Raw genomic sequence first — 24,219 nt, forward strand, 5'->3', positions numbered from 1 at the left:
CTCTCCTATGCGGTGGGGGTCTGGCCGTTGCCGGCGGTGTGTCCCGTGCCCGAGATGCGGGGGAGCAACTGGGCCAGGACGAGGGTGGACAGCGCCGAGTCGGCCTGGCCCTGCTGGGTCCGTACGACCAACGGCTGGGGGGCGTTCTCGGCGAGCTTGGCGCCCACGTCCAGGCGCCGGCGGGCCAGCTCGTACTGCAGCACGGCCCGGTTGTCGCGGTAGGACTCGGCCAGCCTGCGCAGGGCCTTGGCCTCGTTCTCGGCGGCGGTCAGGTCGGCCCTGCCGCGCGCCTCGATCTCCCACGTCACGCGCTGGGCCTCGGTCTCCTGCTCCTCCAGCATGCGCGCCACGTTCTTGCGCGCGGTGTTGTGAGCGGCCTTGACCTCGACCACGCGGGCGTCGCGGGTCTTCTTGGAGCGCTCGATCTCCATGAGCAGCGTGTCGATGCGGCGCTTGCGGGTCAGCTCCCATTCGCGCTCGTAGGCCGACAGCTCCTTGGCGACCTTCTCCCGGGTGGCCAGGTGCTGCTGGTACTGGTCGGGGAGCTGGACGTCGGGGATGTTGGCGCCGGTGACGCGCACGCCGTACCGGCCGAGCTGGCGGTTGAGCGCCTCCTGCATGTCGCCGACGTCGGAGCCGCGCAGGTCGTAGGCGCGCTCGGTGTTGACCCGCCGGCTGCGCTGCCTGATCGCGTCCTGCACGGCGCTGGAGAGCACGAGGTCGAAGTTGCCCGCGCCGATCGTCCGGACGAACGCCACCGGGTCCACGATGCGGAACTTCAGGAAGAACTCGATCGACTTCAGCGGCACGTTCTCGGCCGTCGGGCAGGCCACGATCGGCGCCGAGTACGGGATCTCGGTGGAGGTGTCCACGACCGCGTCCACCCGGTCCCACGGCAGCCACAGATAGTGGCGGCCCGGCGGGAGCGTGCCGGTGATCGCCCCCCAGCGGCTGCGCACGCCGGTGGTGCCCTCCTCGATCTCGATGATCGCCTGGCGCCAGATCGTGACCAGTGCCACGACCAGGAAGAACAGCGCGGCCAGCGCGGCGGGCAGGGTGAGGTCGGTGAGCGCGGCCATCCCGGCGAAGTACAGGGCCAGCAGGACGAGCGCCATCCAGGCGAAGCCGCGCCGGTCCTTGGGGATCACCACCGGCACGAGCTGGCCCTGCTCGCCGCCGCGCAGCAGCTGGCGGATGTCGGACCAGGAGGCCAGCGACTCCTTGATCTTCGAGAACTCGCGGGTCATCGGACCTCACCCTCGCTCAGGCGGCCGGGCAGCAGGCGCTCGACCGTGCTCTCCAGGTCGTGGTCGGGCTCAGGCGTGGCCTGCGGCTCGCTCACGTCGGCGGCGGCCTTCTTCAGCAGGGCCGCGATCTCGTCCTCGCGGCCGCTGACGCGGGCGGCGATCTCGCCGAGCCGGCCGCGGATGGCGGCCATGTCCTCGGCGGAGAACAGCGCCGCGCCCTTGCCGCCCACGAGCTGCTGGGCCAGGGCCAGGAAGTCGATGTCGGTCTGCTCGCCCACCTGCACCACCTGCGGCAGCCGGGTGGCCACCGACTCCAGCTTGGTCAGCAGGTCCTGCTGGAAGCGGTAGTCGAGGATCTCGGGGGCCTCGGCGGCCGACAGCGCCCGGATGTCCAGGGCCTGGGCCTCCAGGAGCGCGGCGTTGGCGTTGGCCGTGGACTCGGCCTCGACCAGGCGCTGCCTGGCCTGCGCGGTGGCCTGGTGGCTGGCGCGTTCGAGCGCGGTGTCCATACGGGCCTGGTAGCCGGCGATCTCGGCCTGGATGGCGCTGAGCGTCTCCTGGAGCCCCGCCAGCTCCTTGACCAGGTCGCCCTCGTTCTGCTCCTTGCGGAGCTGGAGCTCGTACTCGTAGGTGTAGGCCTCCTTGGCCACCCGGACCATCTCCGGGGCGGCCAGGTCCATGCGGTACTCCTGGCTGGACGGCTCGGCGTGGGTGATGTTCACGTCGGTGAGCCGTACGGCGGGCAGGAACTGCTGGTTCAGGTTCTCCAGCATGCCGAGGGTGCTCTCGCCCACCAGGTCGTAGATGTCCTCGGCCCGCTGGGCGTAGATCAGCGAGCGGGTGACCTCGCTGATGGCGTTCTGCAGCTTGGACTGGAAGCCGCTGACCGAGCCGAGCACGAAGATGAACTCGGCCGGGTTCTCGATCCTGAACTGCAGGAACAGGTCGACGCTGGCCTTGACGCCCTGCTGGGTCGGCGCCTCCCTGATGGGGGCGTTGAACGGGTACTCGCGGGTGGTGTTGACGATGTAGCTGACCCGCTTCCACGGGTTGAACAGCGTCACCCGGCCCGGGTCGGCGATGTGCACCAGCTTGCCGAACTTGGTGATCAGCGCCTTGCAGCCCTCGGGGACCATCACCACGCTCCTGCGCCACCACAGGAACGCGGCGGCCAGCACCAGCACCACCCAGTAGTGCGGGCCGAAGAAGATGTCCGACCCCGGCACGATGCCGCCGAGCGCGCCGATCAGACCCAGGACGACGAGAACGGTCAGCGGGATGACCACCTTGGCCGTGCTGCCCTTGGGGATCACCACCGGCGAGATGACGTGCATGCCGTTCTCGGCGAAGCTGCGGTTGACGATCTCGCCGGCCTCGTTCAGCGAGGCGGACCTGGCCTCGATCAGCGTGCCGACGGAGGCGCCGCCGTCGCGGGCGGCGGCGAAGTCGTGCGGGTTGAGCGCGAAGCCGGGGGCCTGGCCGGTGAGCTGGCCGGCCTGGTCGGCGACCTGGCCGATCGCCTGGCTCATCGCCTGCCGTACGTCACCTCCTTGCGCGACCGCTTGGGCTATGCCCTGACCTGCCTGGATCAGTGCCTCTCGGGGTCGTGACATCGAACCTTCCTTTTCCGCTACAGGCGAATCCGACCGTATCGGGTATGACTTGCTGTTCGCTTGCAATGTGTCGTCATATGACTGTTACGTCCCATAGCAGGGGTGTTATGGATGGAGCAGGTCTGCTATCTGGAGGGTTGATGAGTGAGACCGTCCACAACCGCATCGCGTTGCTGCGGGCCGAGCGGGGGGTGAGCCGCAGGCAGCTCGCGCAGGCGCTGGGGGTGCACTACCAGACCGTGGGATACCTGGAGCGGGGCGAATACAGCCCGAGTCTTCACCTGGCGTTGCGCATGGCGCGGTACTTCGAGGTGCCGGTCGAGGTGGTGTTCTCCACCACGCCGTTCCCCCGGATCGGGCAGCCCACGGCCTGACGGTTTCTGTCGGTGGCGCCGCCTACAGTGGCAGCATGCGTCCGGTCACAGATTTGCAGCGGAAGGTGGCGCCTTTCGAGGTCGTCACCGAGATGACTCCATCCGGCGACCAGCCGACGGCCATCGCCGAGCTGGAGCGCCGCGTCCGGGCCGGGGAGAAGGACAGCGTCCTGCTCGGCGCCACGGGCACCGGCAAGACGGCCACGATCGCCTGGCTGATCGAGCGGCTGCAGCGGCCCGCGCTGGTCATGCAGCCCAACAAGACGCTCGCCGCCCAGTTCGCCAACGAGCTGCGCGAGATGCTGCCCAACAACGCGGTCGAATATTTCGTCTCCTATTACGACTACTACCAGCCCGAGGCGTACGTGCCGCAGAGCGACACGTACATCGAGAAGGACTCCTCGATCAACGACGAGGTCGAGCGGCTGCGCCACTCGGCCACCAACTCGCTGCTCACCCGCCGTGACACCATCGTGGTCGCCTCCGTCTCGTGCATCTACGGCCTGGGCACCCCGCAGGAGTACGTCGACCGCATGGCCAGGCTCCGCGTCGGCATGGAGGTCGACCGCGACCAGCTCCTGCGCCGCCTGGTCGACATGCAGTACACGCGCAACGACCTGGCCTTCACCCGGGGCACGTTCCGGGTGCGCGGCGACACGATCGAGATCATCCCGAAGTACGAAGAGCTGGCCGTGCGCATCGAGATGTTCGGCGACGAGATCGAGAAGCTCGCCACCATGCATCCGCTGACCGGCGAGGTCATCACGGAGGACGAAGAGCTCTACATCTTCCCCGCCTCCCACTACATCGCCGGCGAGGAGCGCATGGCGGCGGCTGTGGCCGGCATCGAGGCCGAGCTGGCCGCGCGCCTGTCGGAGCTGGAGCGGCAGGGCAAGCTGCTGGAGGCCCAGCGGCTGCGCATGCGCACCACCTACGACATCGAGATGATGCGCCAGATCGGCACCTGCTCCGGCATCGAGAACTACTCCCGTCACCTCGACGGCCGCGCCGCCGGCACCGCGCCCAACACGCTGCTCGACTACTTCCCCGAAGACTTCCTGCTGGTCCTCGACGAGTCCCACCAGACCGTGCCGCAGATCGGCGCGATGTACGAGGGCGACGCCTCGCGCAAGCGCACGCTGGTCGACCACGGGTTCCGGCTGCCGTCCGCGCTGGACAACCGGCCGCTGAAGTGGGAGGAGTTCCTGGAGCGCATCGGGCAGTCGGTCTACCTGTCGGCCACGCCCGGGCCGTACGAGCTGGGGCGGGTCAAGGGCGACGTCGTCGAGCAGGTCATCCGGCCCACCGGCCTGGTCGACCCCGAGATCGTCGTCAAGCCCACCAAGGGGCAGATCGACGACCTGGTCCACGAGATCCGCGAGCGCGCCGAGCGCGACGAGCGCGTCCTGGTCACCACGCTGACCAAGAAGATGTCCGAAGACTTGACCGACTATCTCCTGGAGCTCGGCATCCGGGTGCGCTACCTGCACAGCGAGGTCGACACGCTGCGCCGCATCGAGCTGCTGCGCGAGCTGCGCATCGGCGAGTTCGACGTGCTGGTCGGCATCAACCTGCTGCGTGAGGGCCTCGACCTGCCCGAGGTGTCGCTGGTGGCCATCCTCGACGCCGACAAGGAGGGCTTCCTGCGCTCGGAGACCTCCCTGATCCAGACCATCGGCCGCGCCGCCCGTAACGTGTCCGGCCAGGTCCACATGTACGCCGACAAGGTCACGCCGTCGATGGAGCGGGCCATCGACGAGACCAACCGGCGCCGGGCCAAGCAGATGGCCTACAACGAGGCCAACGGCATCGACCCGCAGCCGCTGCGCAAGAAGATCGCCGACATCCTCGACTCCCTCCAGCGCGAGGACGCCGACACCGACAAGCTGCTCGGCGGCGGCCGTCAGCAGTCGCGCGGCAAGGCCCCGGTGCCCGGCTTCGCCGCCCGCCAGGCGGGCCAGCACGCCAAGGCCATCGCGGGCGAGATGCCGCGGGCGCAGATGGAGTCGCTGATCGAGTCGCTGACCGAGCAGATGCACCAGTCGGCCGCCGACCTTCAGTTCGAGGTGGCCGCGCGGCTGCGCGACGAGATCAAGGAGCTCAAGCGCGAGCTGCGCGACATGCGCGAAGCAGGCGTCAAGTAGCGGCCGGCGACATGCGAAGCGGGCGTCCAGTAGTGGCCGACAGCGTGGGCGAAACGGGCGTCCAGTAGGGGCCGGCGGGTCGGCGGCGGGTCCCCGCGTGGCGCGCCCTTGCCGGCCCCGGCCGTGGTCCAGGGTTCTGACCTGCGGGAATGAAGGCGGGTTCCTGGGGCAGCGGTCCAAGTATGAACAAGTCGATCATCGGGGCTCTGGTCGGTGCGGCACTGCTCGCCGCCGGCTGCGGCGCCGTACGGGAAGTCGGCCAGTTCGCCGTCGAACCGACGCCGGGCCCCACCATGGGAAGCCCGACTCCGACGATGGAAAGCCCGCCCGAAACGGGGACCATGTCCCCCTCGCCGGGCGCCACGTCCATGAAGCCAGGAGCCGGAGAGCTCAAGGACGCCGCCAAGGTCGCGATGGCCGCGGTGCCCGGATCCAAGGTCGTCTCCGTCGAGAGCGAGGAGAACGGCATGCTCTGGGAGGTCAAGGTCGTCGGCTCCGACGGCACGGAACACCAGGTCGACGTACAGTCCGGCAAGGTCGTCAAGGGGCCGACGGCCGAGCAGATGGACGAGCAGGAGAAGGCCAAGATGCACACCCGCATCACCGAGGCCAAGCTCGACTACGCCCAGGCCGCCGACAAGGTCGCCGCGGCCGTACCGGAGGGACACGTCGCCAAGCTGAAGCTCGACACCGAGAACGGCAAGACCGTCTGGCAGTCGGACGTGATGACCCCGGACGGGACCAAGCACGAGGTGATGGTCGACGCCGCCACCGGTGAGGTCACCAAGAAGAACGAAACCAGCTGACCCACGGGGGAGCAGGCCACCTCCGGCCATCGGCGGAGGTGGCCGTCCCGGGCCGCAAGGGGGCGCCGCACGGTTCTGGACGCCTGCCGAGGAGGCGGAGCCGGGAGGGGTGCTCTACGGGCTGTAGAGTAAGGTCTTGATCGTGTTTGCGGCCGCCACCCGCGGCGGTTCGCTGAGCAGCAGAGAGACCTCTTCCCCCATGACCACTCCCTTCCAGTGGCTCGCCGCCCGGGTCGCCTTCGAACGAGCCGCCCTGCGACGGGCCGCGGGCGCGGCGCTGGCCACCAGCCTGATGATCATCGTGACCGGCGGAGTCGTCCGCCTGACCGGGTCCGGGCTGGGCTGTGACGGGTGGCCGCGCTGCTCGGAGGCCGGTTTCGCGGCCACGCCCGAGCTCGGCGTCCACGGCGCGATCGAGTTCACCAACCGGGTGTTGTCCGGGGTCGTGTGCGTCGCCGTCGGCTGGCTCATCGTCGTGGCCCGGCTGCAGCGCCGTCCGGTGCCCGAGCTGACCCGGTGGGGGTGGGTGCAGTTCTGGATCGTCATGCTGAACGCGGTCGTCGGCGGCCTCACCGTGTGGGCGCGGCTGAGCCCGTACCTCGTCGCCGCGCATTTCCTGGCCGCCGTGCTGTTCCTGACCGCCACCACGGTCGTCTGGCACAAGGCCCGCCTGCTCGACCGGCCCGCGCGGCCACTCTCCGTGCCGGTGGGCCGCCTTCCGGCGGCGCTGGTGGCGTCCGTGGCGGTGCTGGTCGCGGTCGGCACGATCGTCACCGGCACCGGGCCGCACGCGGGTGACTCCTCCGACGTGCCGCGCATGCCGTTCAACTGGACGGCGATGGTCTGGCTGCACGGGGTCGCCGCCGCGCTCAGCCTCGGCCTGGCCGTCGCCCTGTGGCTCAGGACCCGGCGCGAGCCGGGCTCGGCGGCCCACCAGCGCACCACGTTGTTCCTCGCCGTGCTGCTCGGCCAGGGGCTCGTCGGCCTGACGCAGATCGTGACGGACCTGCCCGAGGTCGTCGTCCTCGCCCACCTGCTGGGCTCGGCGATGGTGTGGGTGGGCGCGGTACGCGTCCTCCTCGACATCCGGCTCCCGGCGGTGGCAGGGGAGGAACGGCCCCTGCCCGCCCCCGCCCGCACGTAGCCGATCCGCGCGGACGGGCCCGGCGCTCCGGCGGCCGGGCCGCGCGCGTTCCGCCGGTCACGTCCGGCCGGACTCCTTGCGGAGCAGGTCGGCGAGGGCGTCGGGGTCCGCGGCGGCCACGCCCTTGGCGGCGAACCAGGTGGCCACGTTGCGGGCGTCCCGTTCCAGGTACGACGGGCCCGCGGGATGGGCGATCACGTCGACGATCTGCGGCAGGTCGATGATCACCAGCCGCCCCTGGTGCACCAGCAGGTTGTACGGCGACAGGTCCCCGTGCGCCAGCCCTTCCGCGGCCAGCGTCACCATGGCCGCCACGAGCTGCTCCCACAGGTCGTCGAGGCCGTCGGAGACCTGGGCCAGGCGCGGGGCGGCGTACCCGTCGGGGGTGCCGACGAACTCCTCCAGGATCTCCGTCCCCACGATCTGCACCGGGTACGGCACCGGCACCCCCAGCTCCCACAGCCGGCAGAGCGCCGTGAACTCGGCCACCGCCCACTGCGCGGCGATCACCTGCTTGCCGAAGGCGGTGCGGTTGGCCATGGCCCGGTTCATCCGGCTCTCGCGGGCCCTGCGGCCCTCCAGGTAACCGGAGTCCCGGTGGAACAGGCGGTGCTCGGAGGAGCGGTAACGTTTGGCCGCCAGCAGGCAGACCCGGTCGGTGCCCGGCACGCCCCGCGAGATCAGGTGGACGTCGGCCTCCTTGCCGGTCTTGAGCAGGCCGAGCTCGGTGTCGACGGCGGCCAGCTCGGTGACCAGCCAGCCGGGGTGCGGCTTCGGCCCCTTCTCGGTGGGCGTGCTCTGGTCCCAGGTGGACCAGCGGTCGCCCTCGGGCGGGCCGTCATCGGTCTCGGGGGCGCTTTCGAGCCATTCGATGTCGTCGGCGTCGAGCGCGAACTTGCCACGGCGGCGGTGTTGCGAGTGCTTGGGCACGGTGAGATGTCTCCAGTTTCGAGGCCCCACCGGCTCGCCGGACGGATCAGGTCAGCGGACACCTGGTGGGAAGGTCTGAGGTCGCGGAAAACGGCACGCGGGCAACGGTCGTCACGGTCTCAGCCTCCCTTCGTCTCGCTGCGATCGACGCGGACGAGTATGCCGGGTCCGGCACGGCACTCGCAATCGAATAAACGGCGGCCCGATAACCGGGTGCGCCGCGACCAGCCCGGCTTGTACGGTTCGGCCATGCGGCGATGTGAGGTGTGCGGACATCAAGAACCCGCCGGCGCGCCGGACTGCGACCGCTGCGCCGGGCTGGTGGACGAACTGGTCGAGGAGGGCTGGCGTGCCTTCCTGCTGGCGGAGTTCGGCACCGTGGCCCCGCCGGACGAGCAGCTCATCGCCCGCATGGTGGTCGACGAGCCCGACAAGCACCCCTGGCGGGTCGTGGACGCCGCCTACGACCGCCTGACGTGCCCCGAGTGCGGCGGCCGATTGAGCCGCGGCCCGGCCGGATGCGCCTCCTGCGACCTCGCGAACGGGTTCCGCTACTCGGCCGTCGAGATCGACCGCCCCGGCGTGCCGCCCGGCAACGAGCACGCGCTGCGGGTCAACGTGGCCGTGACGCGCCGCCCGTACGGGATCGCGGCCACGGAGGTGCTGGTGCGCCGGCTCTCGCTGCCCGTGCTGATCGAAGGCCGCCTGCCCACGACGGCCCAGGCCCAGGCCACCAAGGCCCTGGCCCGCAAGGGCGCCACGGAACAGGAACTGGCCGCCGTGATCTACGCGGACTGGAACAGCTGAGCGCGACACGCGCCCGGCCGAAGGCCCCGGCGGGGCCCGTCACTTCTGGTCGGCGGCCGGGCGGGCGGCGGAGTCGCGGGCGAGGGCGACGATCCGCTCCAGGGCCGCCGCATGCCGCTGGAAGGCCGACCTCCCCTGCGGGGTGAGCTGCACGTACGTCCGCCGCGCCCGCTTGTCCTGGTCCTTGCGGACGACCACGTACCCGGCGGCGGCCAGCGCGGAGACCTGTTTGGACAGCGCCGAGTCGCTGGTGCCGACCGAGTCCCTGAGGAAGCCGAAGTCCACCCATTCGGCCGGCGCCAGCAGCGCCACGATGGACAGACGCGCCGGGACGTGCAGGAACTCGTCGAAGAGCGGATCCATCAGGCGACCCCGCCGTCCTGCCGCACGATCGACTGCATGACCAGGCGGTTGACGGGCGTGGCCGCGACGTACGCCAGGGCCGCCACCACCGCGCCCGCGACCGCCTGCGACAGCAGCCCGTGCGGCGGCAGGTCGAACAGCGCGAAAGAGGCGATCCGGCCGATGCCGAAGCCCACCATGACGCAGGCCAGCAGCACGCCGTGGAACAGGGCCTCCCGGCCGGTGGCCTTCCGCCGGACCGAGGCCCGGTGCTCGCAGACGATCCCCACGCCCGCGTACACGACCACCCCGAGCGCCGCGCCGAGGTAGAACCACGGGCTCGGCAGGTCCAAGGCCGCGAGCATGACGAAGAGGCCGAGCGCGGAGACGAGCACGCGGGGGAGCGCGAAGCTCTGGCGGACGATCTGCTGCCGGGTCCTGGCCTGGAGGCGGTGGATGTCGTCGAGCGAAGTCTGGGCGTCGTGCTGGTTCATGGGCCTTCTCCGGGGTCGGCTACTGCTTTCCTGTAAGGAAAGTAGCATCTGTTTTCCTCTTGGGAAAGTCGTCGGCGGCCGAACGGCCCGGTGCCGGAGGTGAGACATGTCTCTTTGATCTCCGGTGCCCGCGGAACTAGGGTCGCTGCATGGTCAAGGCCAGAGGTGACAAACCGTGATCGGCCGCGCAAAGCTCGCCCTCGGGCGGCCGCTCGGCCGTGAGGGCCAGGGAATGGTTTACGAGGAGCTCAGCGGCAGGATCAACGGCCGGCCGGGTGTCGCGTACAAGGAGATCGACTACGACGTCCGACCGGGCCTCGACGTCGCCGTCCTCACCGCGATGACGCAGCTGGCCGGCCGTCTCTCCCCCGCGGACGTCGCCTGGTTGGAGGAGCGCGCGGCCTGGCCCGCCGAACTGGTGGAGGAGAACGGCGCCGTCGTCGGCTTCCTGATGCGCACCGTGCCTCAGCGGTTCTTCCGCGAGACGCCCGGCCCGTCCGGCGCCGTACGCCGGCTCGCGACCCTCGACCGCCTGTTCGGCCAGGAGGACGTCACCGACGGCGACCGCCTGCTGATCCTGGCCGATCTCGCCGACACGCTCGCCCGCCTGCACGCGGCGGGCGTCGTCGTCGGCGACCTGTCCCCTGAGAACGTGCTGTTCACGACAGAGCCGCCGCCGGGATGTTTCCTCATCGGCTGCGACGCGATGGGGCTGGGCGGAGCGCGGGCGTTGCCGCCCGTGGAGACGCCGCCCGACCGGCGGATCCCCGCCGGGGAGCAGCCGGGGACGCCGCAGGGTGACGCCTACCGGTTCGCGCTGCTGGCCATCCGCGTCTTCGCCCGTGACCCGTCCGCCACCGACGTGTCCGCGTTGGCCGCCGTCCATCCCGGCCTGGCGGAGTTCGCCACGACCGCGCTCGACCAGCCCCCGTTCAGCCGTCCCATGCCCGCGCAGTGGGCCGCGCGATTACGCGAGGCCGCGCGGCCGGAGCCGGTCTCGCCGCCTGCCCGGCAGGCCGAGGCGGCTTCCGGTGCCGGACGGTCGAAAATGGTCGGCATCGGGGCCGCGGTGGTGGCCGTCGTGCTGGTGGTGCTCGCGGTGGTCGCGAAAAACGTGATCAAGAACAACGTGCGCGAGGCCCTGACCGGCTCGTCGGAGGCCACGACCGAGCCCGCCGAGACGTCGTCGTCGTCGTTCCCCGCGCCCACCGACTTCCCCACCCAGACGCCACCCACCACGGCACCTACCTCGGCCCCGACCGTGGAGCCGAGCGAGCCGACGGCCGCCTTCGAGGTCGGCGACTGCCTGTCCGGCCTGCCGGACGCGCCTGTGGTCGACAGTTGCAAGCAGGGCGCGCCCTATCGGGTGGCCGCCATCACCACTCCCTCCGGACTCTGCGACGGCGAGACCAACCACCGCTACCTCGTCCACGACGACGTGCTCTACTGCCTGGCCTACCAGTTCGGGCGGAACTACTGCTACAAGTGGTCGAAGAACGACGAGTACGTGGACTTCGCCCGGAAATGCCGAGCGCCGAAGACGTTCACCGTGCGGCGCGTTCTGCGAGGAAACGCCGACAAGGACGCCACCGCCTGCGATGGCGTGACCAGACATTCCTGGACGTGGCCCGTCCCCGCGCTGACCATCTGCGTCGACAAGTACTGAGCGGCCGGCCGGACACCGATGATTTCCGGGCGGCTCCGGCGTCGTACGTGTCACCGGACGACCCGCGACCACGGAGATGCGATCATGCGGAAGCTCATAGCGACGGTCTTCAACTACTCCCTCGACGGCCTGCTCGCCGACGAGGGCACCGACTTCTGGAAGTTCTGCTTCGACCTGCCCGAGAACAACCGGCCCGACTCCCCGGCCTACCTCGACTTCCTGCGGAGCGCGCACGCGCACGTCATGGGCCGCAACGCCTACGAGGGCATCGCCAAGGGCATGACGACCGCCACCGACCACCCGTTCGCCGACATCCTGACCGCCGGGCGCAAGGTCGTCTTCTCCCGGACCATGAAGACGGCCGACTGGGCCAACACCACCGTCGCCGACGGCGACCCGGCGGAGGAGATCGACGAACTCCGGCTGGACGGCGACGGCCACATCCTGGTCTGGGGCGGTGTCGGCCTCTGGCGGTCGCTCATGCGGCTCGATCTGATCGACGAGTTCCGGCTGAGCGTGTTCCCCTACGTCGCGGGCGAGGGCACCCGGCTGTTCGACGGCTTCCCCAAGTCCTACCGGCTCGACCTGGTCTCCAGCTTCGCCTCCGACAGCGGCATCATGGAACTCCAGTACCGTCGGCACCGCTGACCCCGGCCGCGGCCGGTCCGCGCCGCCGAGGGGCCCCAGGACCGCCTGGGCCCGTCATGGCCACGCCCGGAGTTAGGCGGGCGGCCATTCCAGGCCGAGGTCGATGTCCACGTCGAACCCGACGTCGAGGCGTAGCCGCCCGCGATGGACGCCGGCGGACACGTAGGCCCCGGCGTCGCGGTCGAGGTGGAAGGCGTGCACCACCGGCTGGTCGCCTTCGCACTCCACCCGCCAGTAGTGCTCGATGCCCGCCCCGGCGTACCTGATCGGCCTGGTACGGCGATCCCGCTCCCGGGACGCCGCCGGGACCACCTCGCAGACGAGGTGCACCTGATCAGGACGGAACGACGTGGTGGCCGGGCCGATCGCCGGCCTGCGGACCACCAGGACGTCCGGCGCGAGCATCAGGCGCGGCCCGAGGGCCACGGTCATCGAGCGGATCACCGCCAGGTGCGCGGGCGGCCTGAGCGACCGCTCGAACAGCCGGGTCGCGAACATGCGGAAGGCGCTCTGCGGCGGCCGCGTCGCGAGCACGCCGTCGATCAGCTCGGCGTGCCGGGGAGCGTCCGGCGGGAGCGCGTCGAGCGGGCCGGCGGCGGTGAAGGGGCGCGACCAGGCGGGCAGGGCTGGGGACATCGGGCGGGCACCTTCCGGACGAGCGCTCGGCGCGCTCATGGTGCCACGTCAGGCGGACCTCAGGAGTGGTCTTTGCGCTGCTCCATCGAGCGGCGGTAGAGCTCGTCGATCTGGTCCAGCGGGTCCGGGGGACGGCGGCGGGCCTCGATCTCCAGCTCCGTGCGCGAGTACAGCTCGTCGATGCCGGAGGACGCGTGGTGCATCTGGTCGCCCAGGAGGTCGGCGCGGATGCGGGCGCACATGGCGGTCAGCTTGGCCTGGTGCTCGCGCAGCCGGTCGAGGGCGGCGTGGTCGACGTACGGCGAGAGGCGGCGCTGCTGGGCGTACGTGGCGAGCTGCCCGTCGTGCACGTCGGCCTGGGCCGACAGGTCGGCCAGCAGCCGGGGCAGGTCGCCGAGGCCCCAGCCGCGCTGCTGGGCCTGTTCGACGGCCTGTCGGGTGAGGGTCACCTCGCGGCGCAGGTCGAGGCGGAGGCGTTCGACCTCGGCCGCGTCGCCGGTGCCCATGGCGTTGACGTGCGTGGTCAGCCGGGTGGTGGCCTGCCGGGCCTTCTTGGCCGCCTTCTTGCCCACCTTGACCAGCAGATAGACGCCCACGCCGGTCAGCAGCAGGAGAAACGCCAGGATGGCCAGCACGATGACAAGGAACTCGCTGATCTCCGCCACCTCCCGTTGGGTTGTTGCCTAGAAGGATAGTTCGACCCCCAAGGGGTTCAACGCGTGACGGGGATCCCGGGTTCCGGCGACCGTGCCGAGCAAGCTCTTGATCGGGGACGTGGGCGCGTGTTTCAGTGCACATGTTCGGTCGTCTCGGATGAGGGGTGCGCGTGCTCGACGGCAAGGTAGTGATCATCACGGGCGCCGCCCGGGGCATGGGCGCGGCAACGGCGCGCCGGTGCGCGGCGGCCGGGGCGCGGGTCGTGCTCACCGACGTGCTCACCGAGGAGGGGACGGCCACCGCCAAGGACGTCGGAGGCACGTTCGTCCCGCACGACGTGACGGACGCGGAGCAGTGGACGGCCGTGGTGTCCGCGACCGTCGAGGCGCACGGGCGGCTCGACGGGCTGGTGAACAACGCCGGGATCGTCACCGTGCGGACCATCGAGCAGCAGACCCTGGCGGAGTTCGAGCGGGTGCTCCAGGTGAACCTGGTCGGTGTGTTCCTCGGGCTGAAGGCCGTGGCCGGGGCCATGCGGGCGTCCGGCGGCGGGGCCGTGGTGAACCTCTCGTCGGTCGCGGGGCTGACCGCGCTGCCCGGCACGGGCGGGTACGGCGCGTCGAAGTGGGGCGTACGCGGGCTGACCAAGATCGCGGCGCTGGAGTTCGGGCGGGACCGCATCAGGGTGAACTCGGTGCATCCCGGGATGATCGTCACTCCGATGACGGCCTCGCTGGGCGCGGTCTCGGGCGAGGGCACGTTCCCGCTGGCCGCCGCCGGGCGATGGGGTGAGCCCGAGGAGGTCGCCGAGGCCATCGCGTTCCTGCTGTCCGACGCGGCCTCGTACGTCACGGGCGCGGAGCTGGCGATCGACGGCGGCTGGACGGCGGGGGAGACGGCCCTGCTCGGCTCCGTCCCGCGCGAGGCCGCTCCCGTCGCGGAGGAGGGGGCCGGAGATGGCCGTTGACGAGCCGACCCGCGCGGTCATCGACCTGATGAGCGAGTTCTTCCCCAAGGGCGAGGGCCCCTGGGACCCGGTGGCGGCGCGCCGCGTGCTGGCCTCGGTCCCGAGCCCGGAGCCGATGCCCGTGGGCCGGGTGGAGGACCGCGACGCGGCGGGCGTCCCCGTGCGGGTGTACGGGCCACCGGAGGGCGCCGAGGGGCGGCCGCTCGTCGTGTACTTCCACGGCGGCGGCTTCACCCTGGGGTCGCTGGACAGCCACGACGGCGTCTGCCGGCAGATCTGCGCCGGGTCCGGGGCGGTGGTGGTCGCCGCCGACTACCGGCTCGCGCCCGAGCACCCCTATCCGGCCGCCGTCGAGGACGCCTTCGCCGTCACCCGGTGGGCCCACGAGCACGCGGCCGGGCTCGGCGCCGACCCGGGGGCGCTGGTGGTGGCGGGCGACAGCGCGGGCGGCAACCTCGCCACCGTCACCTGCCTGCGGGCGCGCGAGGAGGGCGGGCCGCCGATCGTGCTGCAGGTGCTGGTCTATCCCGCGACGGACGGCGTCCGTCACTGGCCCTCGTACGACCAGAACGGCGAGGGATATTTCCTGACGACGGCGCACATGCGGTGGTTCTGGGACTGCTACCAGCCCGACCGGGAGCGGCGCGGGGAGCCGTACAGCTCCCCCCTGGGCGCGGACGTGAGCGGCCTGCCGCCGGCCCTGGTGATCACGGCCGGGCACGACCCGCTGCGCGACGAGGGCGAGGCGTACGCCCGCCACCTGCGCCACTCCGGGGTCGAGGCGGAGTGCGTCCGGTACGAGGGCCTGTTCCATGGCTTCTTCGGCACGGGCGCGATCCTGCCCGCCGCCGCCGATGCCACGGACCGGGTGTGCGCCGCCATCCGCGCCGTCAAATAAGGGGATTTTTCATGCCGTACGCCGAAATTTCGGCAACCATCAGCCTCTTCTACACCGACGACGGCGCCGGCGACCCGCCGCTGCTGCTCGTGCACGGCTGGGGCGCCGACTCCCACCAGTGGTCCTGGCACATCGACGCCCTGGCCGCCCGCCACCGCGTCATCGCCGTGGACCTGCGTGGCCACGGCTACTCCTCGGTCCCGGAGACCGGCAACACCCCGCAGGCGATGGCCGAGGACCTGAACACGCTGCTCGACCGCCTGGACGTCCCCGAGGTGGTCGCGGTCGGCCACTCCATGGGCGGCCAGGTCGTCTCGATCCTCGCGGTCGAGCATCCGGGCCGCGTACGGGCGCTGGTCACCCTCGACCCCGGCTACGGCATGGGCCAGGACCTCGCCGCGGGCTTCCCCGGCATGATCGCGGGCCTGCGCGGCGCGCACCCGCACGCCGTCGCCGAGGAGATCGACCGGTGGTGCACCACTTCCGCGACGCCCGCCGTCATCAGGCGCTGGCACAAACGCCGCCTGTACGGCATGCCCCCGCACGTGCTGGCCGAGGCTTTCGAGGCCATGTTCACCGCCCCCGGGGCCATCGGCGTGCGGTCGGTCAGCGACGAGTACCTGGCCCGCCGGCGCTGCCCGGTGTTGTCGATCTGGGCCGACCCCGGACGCGCGGCCTGGGAGTCCGGGCTGCTCAAGCATCCGGACTCGAAGGTCGTGTGCTGGGAGGGGTCGGGCCACCGGCTGCACGAGGAGCGCCCGGCGGAGTTCGTCCGCGTGCTGGAGGGCTGGCTCAGGGCGCGTTGACCGGCGTTGACCGGCGTTGACCGGCGTTGACCGGCGTTGACCGGCGTTGACCGGCATGGTGAAGGGCCCGGCAGCGCGGACGCTGCTGCCGGGCCCTTCGTGTGAGCGCGCCACGGGGGTTGGGGGCCATGGCGCTCACACGTCTATGCGGGCGGCTCCACCCGGACGATCTCGCCCTTGCCGGGGGTGAAGCCCTTGTTCGACACGTAGACCGAACCGTCGCCGGCGACCGCCATGCCCAGCGGCACGGTCAGCGTGCCCGGCTTGAGCAGCTCGGTGCGCGTGCCGTCGGCCTCGATGCGGTAGAGCGACGTACGGGGCTGGTGGTCGGCGGGCACCGGGCCGACCGAGCCGAGCACGAGCAGGCGGCCCGAGGCGTCGAAGGCGACGTCGACCGCGGTGGTGAAGCCCTTGACGGCGGTCTCGGCCTTCTTCCCGGCCAGCCTGAACACCCGGGCCACGCCCTCGGGCTGCGGGAACCCGGCGTGCTCGGCCACGTAGTAGGAGCCGTCGGGGGCGGCCGCGATGCCCATCGGCACCGACTGCATCGGCACCTTGCTGCCCTTGGGCAGCTTGAGCATGGCCGGGGCCGCGACCTTGCGCGCGTGGAACACCGCCCGCAGCGTCACCTTGCCCGACGCGCTGACCTGGAGCACGTCGTTGCCGCCCACGTCCGTGACCAGCGCGCCGCCCTGCGGGGTCGGCACGACCGCGAACGGGTACGAGTCGATCGCGCTGCCCTTGTCCTTCTTGTCGGGGTTGTGGTTGACCTCGAACGCCAGCAGGTCGCCCATGACGGACGCCTTCCCGTCCTTGATCTTCAGCAGCGTGCCGAGGGTGCGGCCCTTGGGGCCGAGGTCGGCCCGCAGTTTGCCGTTGCCGCCCAGGCCGACGGGCACCAGCATGGAGCCGTCCGCGGCGAAGGCGACGTCGTGCGGGCCGGTGCCCATCCCGTCGGAGCCGGCCGAGGGCAGGTCCTTGACCACGGTGGTCAGCGTGCCGTCGGCCAGCTTGGAGATCTTCCCGGTGAGGCCGAGGCACACCTTGCTCGCCTCGCCGCCCGGCTCGGCGGGCACGGTCGCGCACTTGATCTTCCCGCCGGAACCGGACTCGGCGACGTACAGGGCGCCGTCGGGGCCGAAGGTCAGGCCGCGCGGGCCGTCGAGCTTGGCGGCGACGACCGTGACGCTCGCCTGCGCGGACGCCGACGCCGGGACGGGCGCGACCGACGCGGCCAGGCCGAGAGCAGCGACTCCCCCCGTGATGATGACTCGCTTCATGAGGGAACACCGTAGAAGCGCCGGAGGGGGCGGCGAATCAGCCCGCAGGGGGAGGCGTACTCAGCCTGCGGGTGGATTCCTCCTGATCCTGCGCCGGGCGCGCAGCCGGCGTACCCGCCGGAAGGTCCACCACGCGAGCACGACGAACAGCAGCAGCGCGACGATCACCAGCACCGGCAGGAACACCGCGATCAGGCTCATGCCGAGCGAGCCGGCGTCCTCGGCGGTGCTCACCACGGGCGCGCCCACCCCCGCCGTGCCCGCGTTGATCACCGGACGGGCCGTCGCCTTCAGCGTGTGGACGGCCAGCGCCATCACGATGCCCAGCAGCCAGCCGGCCCACGGGTTCTCGGTCATCCAGGTCGAGTGGTCGAGCTCGGCGGCGGCGTTGGTGGCGGAGAAGACCACGCCGCCCGCGGCCGGGCGCACCACGGTCTGGATGGCGTCGTTGACGGTGTCGACGGCCGGCACCTTGTCGAGCACCATCTCGGCGAGCAGCAGCACCGCGATGATCGCCAGCACGCCCCAGTTCGACAGCCAGGCGTAGCCGTCGGGCAGCTTCACCTTGTCGGTGAGGTTGGCCAGCACGCCCACGACCAGGAGCGGGATGTAGGCGTTAAGGCCGGCGGCGGTGGAGAGGCCGAGACCGGTCAGCGCGGCGAACATCCCCCTAGTCTGCCCCCGCCGCGGCCTCCATCACGCGGGCCAGGCCCGGCCGGGTGAACTCGGCCGCCGCACGCTCGTACTTCTCCATGCCCCAGGACCAGAAGTCGAAGTCGATCGTGTCGTTGGCGCCGTCCTGGATCGAGGCCCACAGGGTCCAGCCGTACTTGGACATCAGGCCGAGCAGCCGGGCGCGGGCGATCCTGTGGCGCAGGCGGCGGCCGTAGTAGGCGGTGACGAGCTCCTCCAGGTGGCCGGGCGGCAGGTCCGCCTCGCTCCAGAGGTTGCCGAGCTCGAAGCAGGGGTCGTTGTTGCCGGCGTACTCGTAGTCGATGAGATGGAGGCGGTCGCCGCACTCGACGATGTTGCCGGGAAGGAGGTCGTTGTGGCAGGGGACGGTGGGCTCGGCGCGCGCCGCCAGACATTTCCTGATTTCTGCGGCGACGGGCATGAAATCCAGATATTTCGCAGGAAGTCGGAAACCTCGCTCCTGGACGATCCGCAGATACCCCCGCTGCACCTCGAACATGTCGAAATCGCGGACGAAGCGCGGCCCCGCGTGCAACCGCCGGCACACCTCCGCCACCCGCTCCAGGTTCGCCGGCTCCCACAGGTCGGCCTCGGTGAACGTCCGGCCCGGCAGGAACCCGATCACCAGCACGCCCGCCTCCGGCAGGTAGCCGTGCACGGGCGCCCCGACCCCGGCCCGCGCGGCGGCGAGCGAGTCGGCGTGCTCGGCGTCCTTGTCGATGCCCAGCAGGGAGCCGTCGCTGGCGGCCACGCGCACGACGTAGACCCCGTCCGGGGTGGTGACCTTGTAGTTGCGGTTGGTCATCCCGCCGGGCAGCTCCTCGACGGAGCGCGGCAGGCCGGACAGCAGCGGGATGCGGTCGAGGACCCGGGCGATCGCCATGATCGATGCTAGCTCCGCCGTCCTAAACGGTCTAGACCTTTTAGGGGACGCGGGTTAGCCTCGCGACCATGAGCGACTCGGCCCGCATCGTGATCATCGGCGGCGGGGTGGGCGGCGCGTCCGTCGCCTACCACCTCACCCGGCGCGGCGAACGCGACGTCGTCCTGCTGGAGCGGGACGAGCTCACCAGCGGCTCCACCTTCCACTCGGCGGGCCTGGTCGGCCAGCTCCGCTCCGACCCCACCCTGACCCGGATGAACCAGTACTCCGTCGAGCTCTACCGCACCCTGGACGCCGGCTGGACCGAGTGCGGCGGACTCAAGCTGGCCTCCACCCCCGAGCGGATGGCCGAGATCCGCCGCCAGATCGGCTGGGCCAGGACGTTCGGGCTGCCGCTGGAGGAGATCTCGGTCGCCGCGGCGGTGGAGCTGTTCCCGCTGATGGACCCGTCGGGGGTGGTGGGAGCGGCGTACCTGCCGACCGACGGCCAGATCGACCCCTCGATGCTGTGTCACGCCCTCGCCTCCCGCGCCCGCGAGGGCGGCGCCCGCCTGCGCACCCGTACGCGGGTGCTGGGCATCGACGTCGAGCGCGGGCGCGTCACCGGCGTCCGCACCGACCAGGGCGACATCGCCTGCGAGATCGTGGTCAACTGCGGCGGCATGTTCGCCGCCGAGATCGGCCGCATGGCCGGGGTGCGCATCCCGATCGTGCCGATGTCCCACCAGTACGTCGTCACCGACGCCTGCCACGACCACCCCGTCCTGCCCACGCTGCGCGACCCCGACCTGCTCGTCTACTACCGGCAGGAGGTGCGCGGCCTGGTCATGGGCGGCTACGAGCGCACCTGCGTCCCCTGGACGGCCTCCGCGACCTCCTACGACGCCGTGCCGGCCGACTTCAACGGCAGGCTGCTGCCCGAGGACTGGCCGCGTCTGGAGGAGATCTCCGCCAACTCCCGGATCCGGGTGCCCGCGATGGCCGACGTCGGCATCCGCAAGCTGATCAACGGGCCGGAGGCGTTCACCCCGGACAACGAGTTCTGCCTGGGGGAGACCGAGGTGGGCGGGTTCTTCGTGGCGGCCGGGTTCTGCGCCCACGGCATCGCCGGCGCGGGCGGCATCGGCAGGGTCATGGCCGACTGGATCGTCGACGGCGAGCCCGGCATGGACGTCCACCACATGGACGTCCGCCGCTTCGGCCGCCAGTACCGGTCGCCGTCGTACACCGTCAAACGCTCGGTCGAGAACTACGAGACGTACTACGACATCCGCTACCCGGGCCACGAGCGCGCGGCCGGGCGCCCGCTGCGGGTCTCGCCCGCCTACTCCTGGCACGCCGCCCACGGGGCGGTCTTCGGCGAGAAGGCGGGCTGGGAGCGGGTCAACCACTACTCCGCCGCCCCCGACGGCACGGACGAGCGCCCCCGCGGCTGGGCAGGACGCCTGTGGTCGCCCGCCGTCGGTGCCGAGCACCGCGCCACCCGCACCACGGCCGGGCTGTTCGACGAGAGCTCCTTCGCCAAGATCGAGGTCACCGGGCCGGACGCCGCCGCCCTGCTGGAATGGGTGTGCGACAACCACGTGGCCCGTCAGGTGGGCGCCGTCACCTACACGCAGGCGCTGAACCGGCGCGGCGGCATCGAGTGCGACTTCACCGTCACCCGGCGCGGCGAGCAGGAGTTCCTGATCGTCACCGGCACCGCGTCGGGCTCCCGCGACCTCGCCTGGCTGCGCCGGCAGGCCGCGCTCACCGGCTCGACGGCCAGGATCGCCGACGTCACCGGCCAGTACGCCTGCTTCGCCCTGTGGGGCCCGAAGGCCCGCGACATCCTGGCCGGGCTGACCCCGGACCCGCCGGACCTGCCGTTCATGTCGGCCCGGGAGCTCACCGTGGGCGACGTGCCCGCGCTGGCGCTGCGGGTGACGTTCGTGGGGGAGCACGGCTGGGAGCTGTACTGCTCCAGCGAGTACGGGCTCGCGCTGTGGGAGACGCTGTGGCGGGCGGGCGAGCCGTACGGGCTGGTCGCGGGCGGCTACCGGGCCATCGACAGCCTCCGGCTGGAGAAGGGTTACCGGGTGTGGGGCGCCGACATCGGGCCCGAGACGACGCCGTACGAGGCCGGGCTCGGGTTCTGCGTCAAGCCCGGCAAGGACTTCCTCGGCCGCGACGCCCTCGACCCCCACCCGGCCCGCCGCCTGCGCTGCCTCACCCTGGCCGACCCGCGGGCGGTCGCCCTGGGCAACGAGCCCGTCCGGGTAAACGGCCAGGTCGTGGCCCGGGTCACCTCCGGCGGCTACGGGTACACGGTCGAGCGGTCGATCGCCTACGCGTACCTGCCGGTCGGGCCGGGGGCCGAGCCAGGCGCCGCGGTGGAGGTCGAGGTCGAGGGGGAGTGGGTGCCGGGCGTCGTGGTCAGGGAGCCGCTGCACGACCCGGCGGGGTCGCGGGCGCGGTGACGCCGCTGCGCACCGACAGGCGCACCCGGTCGGGGCGGAACAGGTCGCGGGCGTACTCGACGGGGGCGCCGTCGGCGGCGTAGGCCGTGCGCTCGATCAGCATGAGCGGCGCGCCCGCCGCGATGCCCAGTTCGGCCGCCTCCTGCGGACCGGCGATCACCGGGTCCAGATGCTCGACCGCGGTCCGCGGCTCCAGCCCGTAGCGGCCGGCCAGCAGGGCGTAGAGCGAGCCGCCGAGGTCCTCCTCCAGGAAGCCGGGCAGCGCGGGGAAGAAGGAGCGTTCGAGCGCCACCGGCGAGCGGCCCGCCGACCGCACCCGGGCCACCTCGTGCACCGGCTCGCCCGGCCCGACGCCGAGCGCGGCGGCCACGGCCGCCGGCGCGGGCACGGTGGCGGCCGTCAGGATCCGCGCCTCGGCCCGCAGGTGGGCGCGGCGCATCTGCTCGGTGAACCCGGCCAGGCCCGTCAGGTCGCACTCGATGCGCGGCTCGGCCACGAACGCGCCGCCCGACCTGCCGGGGAGCCTGATCAGCACGCCGTCGCGTTCGAGGGTGGCCAGGGCCTGGCGCAGGGTCATCCGGCTCACGCCGAGGCGGGCGGCCAGCTCCCGCTCGCCGGGCAGCCGGTCGCCCGGGGCCATCTCGCCGGAGGAGATCGCCGCCAGCAGCCACTGCTCGATCTGCGTGTGCGCGGGAACCCCGGTGCCACGCTCCAGCTCAGGCGGTGTCCCGACCACACGCGCATGCTATCGGGCCATACGGGAGGAACCACTCAGGACGACGAGAGGCGGGTCACGGCGTCGGTGAACTCGCTGATCATGTCGTACACCACGTCGCGGGCCGGTCGCACGCGATCGAGCTGGCCCACCACCTGGCCCACGTAGTAGGTGACGAGCTCCACGGCCCCGGGGTCGCCGCGGTCGGCCGCCGCGCCGATGCGGGCCATCGCCCCCTCGGCCAGCAGCAGTTGCAGGGGCATGCCCAGCGGCCCCGGGCTCTCCTGCCCGGAGTCCCACTCCTCGGTCCAGGCCGACCTGAGCTGCCGCGCCGGCTTGCCCGTGCGCGACCGGGACCGCACGGTGTCCAGCGACGAGGCGGCCAGCAGCTTGCGCCGCAGCGCGGGCGACGTCTCCGCCTCCTCGGTGGTCAGCCACACCGAGCCGCACCAGACGCCCTCGGCCCCGAGCGCCATGGCCGCGGCCATCTGGCGTCCCGAGGCGATGCCGCCCGCGGCCAGCACCGGGACCGGCGCGACCGCGTCCACGACCTGCGGCACGAGCACCATCGTGGAGATCTCGCCGGTGTGGCCGCCCGCCTCGGTGCCCTGGGCCACGACGATGTCCGCCCCGGCCGCCACCTGCCTGCGGGCGTGCTCCACGGTTCCGACCAGCGCGGCCACCGGCACGCCCGCCTTCCTGGCGCCCGCCACCATCTCCGGCGGCGGCGGTCCGAGCGCGCTGGCGATGAGCCCGATCGGGTGCTTGAGCGCCACGTCGACCAGCGCGGTCGCGCCCGGCGCCGTCACCCGCCGGCCGAACTCGTCGGCCACCGCGCTCAGGGGCTGCGGCGGCGCGTTCACGCTGTACTTGGACAGCAGGTGGGCGACGAAGTCGCGGTGGCGGTCGGGCACGAAGTCCAGCAGGTGGGCCCGCAGGTCGAGCGCCGAGGCGTCGATCCGGCCGGGGACGAGCACGTCCACCCCGTACGGCCGGCCGCCCACCCGCTCGTCGATCCAGGTCAGCTCGGCGTCCAGCCGCTCCGGCGAGTACGCGACGGCCCCCAGCACCCCGAACCCGCCCGCGTTCGTGACCGCGGCCACCACGTCGCGGCAGTGGCTGAAGGCGAACAACGGGAACTCGACGCCCAGGCGCTCACAGATGGCGGTCCGCATGCACCGACGCTAACCTCCAGAAGCTTGTTCGGTCCATCCCCGTTCCCGGGTCCGCGCGTCCCGGACCTCAGGACGGCCCGGTCTGCCCGTCGAGTGCCAGGGCGATCGCGGCGGCCGCCTCGGCGGCGCCGGGGGCGTGCCAGCCGAGCTCCGGCGTGTACCCGCGGACGCGCTTGGCGGGCACCCCGGCGACCACGCTGTGGTCGGGGAACTCGCCGCGCACCACCGCGCCCCCCGCCACCACGCACTGCCGCCCGAGGACCGTGCCCGGCAGGATGATCGCGCCCGTGCCGAGCCAGGACCCGGCGCCGATCGAGACCGGGCTGTTGCGCGGCCACTGCCGACCGATCGGCGTCTCGGGGTCGTCGTAGACGTGGTTCTGGTCGGTGATGTAGACGTACGGGCCGGTGAAGACGTGATCGCCGATGTCGATCGACTGGTGGGCCACGATGTGCGAGCCCCTGCCGATCGAGCACGAGCCGCCGATCCGCAGGATCGAGTCCGGGCCGAGCTCGACGCCCGGCCACATGCCGCAGGAGATCGACACGCGCTCGCCGATCAGCGTGTGCTCGCCGATCTCGATCCACCGCTCGCCGAAGATCGCCCCCGGCGGGAAGGCGATGCTGACTCCCTCGCCGATCCGGCGGAAACGGTAACCCGCCGTGGAGTCCGGGGAGATCGCCCCGGCGTGGCGGATCGCCGCGTACGCACGGTGAATCAGTGCGCCCATGGCCCGGCGTACTAGTGACATAGGGCCCAAAGTTACCGCTAGGTCATGCCGTTCGGGCATGTGAGGGGCGTTGTTTGATATCCTGAGAGCCCGTGGACACTTCGG

General features: G+C 71.8%; 24 protein-coding genes. 11 read left to right on the forward strand and 13 right to left on the reverse strand.

Going from position 1 to position 24,219, the window contains the following annotated elements:
- Window positions 1-5 precede the first annotated feature (5 nt).
- Window positions 6-1,247, reverse strand: coding sequence for an SPFH domain-containing protein (locus ACIBQ6_RS18870; protein WP_358293786.1), 1,242 nt, complete (start codon window positions 1,245-1,247; stop codon window positions 6-8).
- Window positions 1,244-2,860 (reverse strand): SPFH domain-containing protein, encoded by a 1,617-nt coding sequence (locus ACIBQ6_RS18875; protein ID WP_397213214.1) that lies wholly within the window; start codon window positions 2,858-2,860, stop codon window positions 1,244-1,246. Before ACIBQ6_RS18875 ends, ACIBQ6_RS18870 begins: the two co-directional genes overlap by 4 nt.
- 140 nt (window positions 2,861-3,000) lie before the next feature.
- On the opposite strand from ACIBQ6_RS18875, the gene ACIBQ6_RS18880 reads away from it, so the two are divergent.
- From ACIBQ6_RS18880 to ACIBQ6_RS18895, 4 genes are all read left to right on the forward strand, one after another.
- Window positions 3,001-3,234, forward strand: coding sequence for a helix-turn-helix transcriptional regulator (locus ACIBQ6_RS18880; RefSeq protein WP_358293782.1), 234 nt, complete (start codon window positions 3,001-3,003; stop codon window positions 3,232-3,234).
- Between the two features lie 35 nt (window positions 3,235-3,269).
- Window positions 3,270-5,378, forward strand: coding sequence for an excinuclease ABC subunit UvrB (gene uvrB / locus ACIBQ6_RS18885; RefSeq protein ID WP_358293781.1), 2,109 nt, complete (start codon window positions 3,270-3,272; stop codon window positions 5,376-5,378).
- A 182-nt stretch (window positions 5,379-5,560) separates the two neighbouring features.
- The gene (locus ACIBQ6_RS18890; protein ID WP_358293779.1) at window positions 5,561-6,184 is read left to right on the forward strand and encodes a PepSY domain-containing protein; all 624 of its coding nucleotides are present in this window, start codon (window positions 5,561-5,563) and stop codon (window positions 6,182-6,184) included.
- 142 nt (window positions 6,185-6,326) lie between these two features.
- Entirely contained in the window at window positions 6,327-7,328 is a 1,002-nt protein-coding gene (locus ACIBQ6_RS18895; protein WP_397213459.1) for a heme A synthase, read from the forward strand.
- Between the two features lie 57 nt (window positions 7,329-7,385).
- Here the strand turns inward: ACIBQ6_RS18895 and ACIBQ6_RS18900 are convergent, their stop codons facing one another.
- Entirely contained in the window at window positions 7,386-8,258 is an 873-nt protein-coding gene (locus tag ACIBQ6_RS18900) for a serine protein kinase RIO (protein ID WP_397213217.1), read from the reverse strand.
- A 249-nt stretch (window positions 8,259-8,507) separates the two neighbouring features.
- Between ACIBQ6_RS18900 and ACIBQ6_RS18905 the strand changes: the two genes are divergently transcribed.
- Window positions 8,508-9,065, forward strand: coding sequence for a hypothetical protein (locus tag ACIBQ6_RS18905; protein WP_387666654.1), 558 nt, complete (start codon window positions 8,508-8,510; stop codon window positions 9,063-9,065).
- A gap of 39 nt (window positions 9,066-9,104) precedes the next feature.
- Here the strand turns inward: ACIBQ6_RS18905 and ACIBQ6_RS18910 are convergent, their stop codons facing one another.
- Together ACIBQ6_RS18910 and ACIBQ6_RS18915 are read right to left on the reverse strand one after the other, a co-directional pair.
- Complete coding sequence (locus tag ACIBQ6_RS18910) at window positions 9,105-9,428, reverse strand: transcriptional regulator (protein WP_358293772.1); 324 nt, start codon at window positions 9,426-9,428, stop codon at window positions 9,105-9,107.
- On the reverse strand, window positions 9,428-9,901 hold the full coding sequence (locus ACIBQ6_RS18915) for a hypothetical protein (RefSeq protein ID WP_397213219.1): 474 nt from the start codon (window positions 9,899-9,901) through the stop codon (window positions 9,428-9,430). Before ACIBQ6_RS18915 ends, ACIBQ6_RS18910 begins: the two co-directional genes overlap by 1 nt.
- Window positions 9,902-10,076: 175 nt before the next feature.
- Between ACIBQ6_RS18915 and ACIBQ6_RS18920 the strand changes: the two genes are divergently transcribed.
- Together ACIBQ6_RS18920 and ACIBQ6_RS18925 are read left to right on the forward strand one after the other, a co-directional pair.
- Window positions 10,077-11,567, forward strand: coding sequence for a hypothetical protein (locus tag ACIBQ6_RS18920; protein ID WP_397213221.1), 1,491 nt, complete (start codon window positions 10,077-10,079; stop codon window positions 11,565-11,567).
- 84 nt (window positions 11,568-11,651) lie between these two features.
- Window positions 11,652-12,215: a dihydrofolate reductase family protein gene (locus tag ACIBQ6_RS18925; protein WP_358293768.1), complete on the forward strand. Its 564-nt coding sequence runs from the start codon at window positions 11,652-11,654 to the stop codon at window positions 12,213-12,215.
- Between the two features lie 72 nt (window positions 12,216-12,287).
- On the opposite strand, the gene ACIBQ6_RS18930 is transcribed toward ACIBQ6_RS18925, so the two are convergent.
- Window positions 12,288-12,851, reverse strand: coding sequence for a Uma2 family endonuclease (locus ACIBQ6_RS18930; protein WP_397213223.1), 564 nt, complete (start codon window positions 12,849-12,851; stop codon window positions 12,288-12,290).
- A 59-nt stretch (window positions 12,852-12,910) separates the two neighbouring features.
- Window positions 12,911-13,516 (reverse strand): hypothetical protein, encoded by a 606-nt coding sequence (locus ACIBQ6_RS18935; RefSeq protein ID WP_358293764.1) that lies wholly within the window; start codon window positions 13,514-13,516, stop codon window positions 12,911-12,913.
- A 161-nt stretch (window positions 13,517-13,677) separates the two neighbouring features.
- Between ACIBQ6_RS18935 and ACIBQ6_RS18940 the strand changes: the two genes are divergently transcribed.
- The 3 genes from ACIBQ6_RS18940 to ACIBQ6_RS18950 are packed head-to-tail and all read left to right on the forward strand — an operon-like array spanning window position 13,678 to window position 16,179.
- Window positions 13,678-14,475: a glucose 1-dehydrogenase gene (locus tag ACIBQ6_RS18940; protein WP_397213225.1), complete on the forward strand. Its 798-nt coding sequence runs from the start codon at window positions 13,678-13,680 to the stop codon at window positions 14,473-14,475.
- Entirely contained in the window at window positions 14,465-15,373 is a 909-nt protein-coding gene (locus ACIBQ6_RS18945) for an alpha/beta hydrolase (RefSeq protein WP_397213227.1), read from the forward strand. Before ACIBQ6_RS18940 ends, ACIBQ6_RS18945 begins: the two co-directional genes overlap by 11 nt.
- 11 nt (window positions 15,374-15,384) lie before the next feature.
- Window positions 15,385-16,179: an alpha/beta fold hydrolase gene (locus ACIBQ6_RS18950; RefSeq protein ID WP_397213229.1), complete on the forward strand. Its 795-nt coding sequence runs from the start codon at window positions 15,385-15,387 to the stop codon at window positions 16,177-16,179.
- Between the two features lie 143 nt (window positions 16,180-16,322).
- On the opposite strand, the gene ACIBQ6_RS18955 is transcribed toward ACIBQ6_RS18950, so the two are convergent.
- Genes ACIBQ6_RS18955 through ACIBQ6_RS18965 form a run of 3 tightly spaced genes read right to left on the reverse strand, consistent with a single transcriptional unit; the run spans window position 16,323 to window position 19,035 of the window.
- Window positions 16,323-17,459 (reverse strand): ScyD/ScyE family protein, encoded by a 1,137-nt coding sequence (locus ACIBQ6_RS18955; protein ID WP_397213231.1) that lies wholly within the window; start codon window positions 17,457-17,459, stop codon window positions 16,323-16,325.
- A 60-nt stretch (window positions 17,460-17,519) separates the two neighbouring features.
- A complete protein-coding gene (locus tag ACIBQ6_RS18960) occupies window positions 17,520-18,125 on the reverse strand; it encodes a DUF4126 domain-containing protein (RefSeq protein WP_397166174.1) in 606 nt (201 codons plus the stop codon).
- Between the two features lie 4 nt (window positions 18,126-18,129).
- Complete coding sequence (locus ACIBQ6_RS18965; RefSeq protein ID WP_397213233.1) at window positions 18,130-19,035, reverse strand: phosphotransferase; 906 nt, start codon at window positions 19,033-19,035, stop codon at window positions 18,130-18,132.
- A 68-nt stretch (window positions 19,036-19,103) separates the two neighbouring features.
- Here ACIBQ6_RS18965 and ACIBQ6_RS18970 point away from each other — a divergent pair, with 68 nt between their 5' ends.
- Entirely contained in the window at window positions 19,104-21,494 is a 2,391-nt protein-coding gene (locus ACIBQ6_RS18970; protein ID WP_397213235.1) for an FAD-dependent oxidoreductase, read from the forward strand.
- Here the strand turns inward: ACIBQ6_RS18970 and ACIBQ6_RS18975 are convergent.
- The 3 genes from ACIBQ6_RS18975 to ACIBQ6_RS18985 form a co-directional block, all read right to left on the reverse strand.
- On the reverse strand, window positions 21,451-22,230 hold the full coding sequence (locus ACIBQ6_RS18975; RefSeq protein WP_397213237.1) for a GntR family transcriptional regulator: 780 nt from the start codon (window positions 22,228-22,230) through the stop codon (window positions 21,451-21,453). The genes ACIBQ6_RS18970 and ACIBQ6_RS18975 overlap by 44 nt on opposite strands.
- Window positions 22,231-22,265: 35 nt before the next feature.
- The gene (locus ACIBQ6_RS18980; protein ID WP_397213239.1) at window positions 22,266-23,384 is read right to left on the reverse strand and encodes an NAD(P)H-dependent flavin oxidoreductase; all 1,119 of its coding nucleotides are present in this window, start codon (window positions 23,382-23,384) and stop codon (window positions 22,266-22,268) included.
- 67 nt (window positions 23,385-23,451) lie between these two features.
- Window positions 23,452-24,114 carry a DapH/DapD/GlmU-related protein gene (locus ACIBQ6_RS18985; RefSeq protein WP_397166182.1) on the reverse strand — a complete coding sequence of 221 codons (663 nt, stop codon included), beginning with the start codon at window positions 24,112-24,114 and terminating at the stop codon, window positions 23,452-23,454.
- Window positions 24,115-24,219 lie beyond the last annotated feature (105 nt).

The organism is Nonomuraea sp. NPDC049655 (assembly GCF_044465465.1).
GTDB lineage: Bacteria > Actinomycetota > Actinomycetes > Streptosporangiales > Streptosporangiaceae > Nonomuraea.

Coding starts and splice junctions, on each gene's coding strand:
- ACIBQ6_RS18910 (WP_358293772.1), bottom strand. CDS start 9,428: ATGGATCCGCTCTTCGACGAGTTCCTGCACGTCCCGGCGCGTCTGTCC.
- ACIBQ6_RS18925 (WP_358293768.1), top strand. CDS start 11,652: ATGCGGAAGCTCATAGCGACGGTCTTCAACTACTCCCTCGACGGCCTG.
- ACIBQ6_RS18970 (WP_397213235.1), top strand. CDS start 19,104: ATGAGCGACTCGGCCCGCATCGTGATCATCGGCGGCGGGGTGGGCGGC.
- ACIBQ6_RS18915 (WP_397213219.1), bottom strand. CDS start 9,901: ATGAACCAGCACGACGCCCAGACTTCGCTCGACGACATCCACCGCCTC.
- ACIBQ6_RS18985 (WP_397166182.1), bottom strand. CDS start 24,114: ATGGGCGCACTGATTCACCGTGCGTACGCGGCGATCCGCCACGCCGGG.
- ACIBQ6_RS18945 (WP_397213227.1), top strand. CDS start 14,465: ATGGCCGTTGACGAGCCGACCCGCGCGGTCATCGACCTGATGAGCGAG.
- ACIBQ6_RS18880 (WP_358293782.1), top strand. CDS start 3,001: ATGAGTGAGACCGTCCACAACCGCATCGCGTTGCTGCGGGCCGAGCGG.
- uvrB (WP_358293781.1), top strand. CDS start 3,270: ATGCGTCCGGTCACAGATTTGCAGCGGAAGGTGGCGCCTTTCGAGGTC.
- ACIBQ6_RS18905 (WP_387666654.1), top strand. CDS start 8,508: ATGCGGCGATGTGAGGTGTGCGGACATCAAGAACCCGCCGGCGCGCCG.
- ACIBQ6_RS18870 (WP_358293786.1), bottom strand. CDS start 1,247: ATGACCCGCGAGTTCTCGAAGATCAAGGAGTCGCTGGCCTCCTGGTCC.
- ACIBQ6_RS18890 (WP_358293779.1), top strand. CDS start 5,561: ATGAACAAGTCGATCATCGGGGCTCTGGTCGGTGCGGCACTGCTCGCC.
- ACIBQ6_RS18965 (WP_397213233.1), bottom strand. CDS start 19,035: ATGGCGATCGCCCGGGTCCTCGACCGCATCCCGCTGCTGTCCGGCCTG.
- ACIBQ6_RS18875 (WP_397213214.1), bottom strand. CDS start 2,860: ATGTCACGACCCCGAGAGGCACTGATCCAGGCAGGTCAGGGCATAGCC.
- ACIBQ6_RS18950 (WP_397213229.1), top strand. CDS start 15,385: ATGCCGTACGCCGAAATTTCGGCAACCATCAGCCTCTTCTACACCGAC.
- ACIBQ6_RS18930 (WP_397213223.1), bottom strand. CDS start 12,851: ATGTCCCCAGCCCTGCCCGCCTGGTCGCGCCCCTTCACCGCCGCCGGC.
- ACIBQ6_RS18960 (WP_397166174.1), bottom strand. CDS start 18,125: ATGTTCGCCGCGCTGACCGGTCTCGGCCTCTCCACCGCCGCCGGCCTT.
- ACIBQ6_RS18955 (WP_397213231.1), bottom strand. CDS start 17,459: ATGAAGCGAGTCATCATCACGGGGGGAGTCGCTGCTCTCGGCCTGGCC.
- ACIBQ6_RS18980 (WP_397213239.1), bottom strand. CDS start 23,384: ATGCGGACCGCCATCTGTGAGCGCCTGGGCGTCGAGTTCCCGTTGTTC.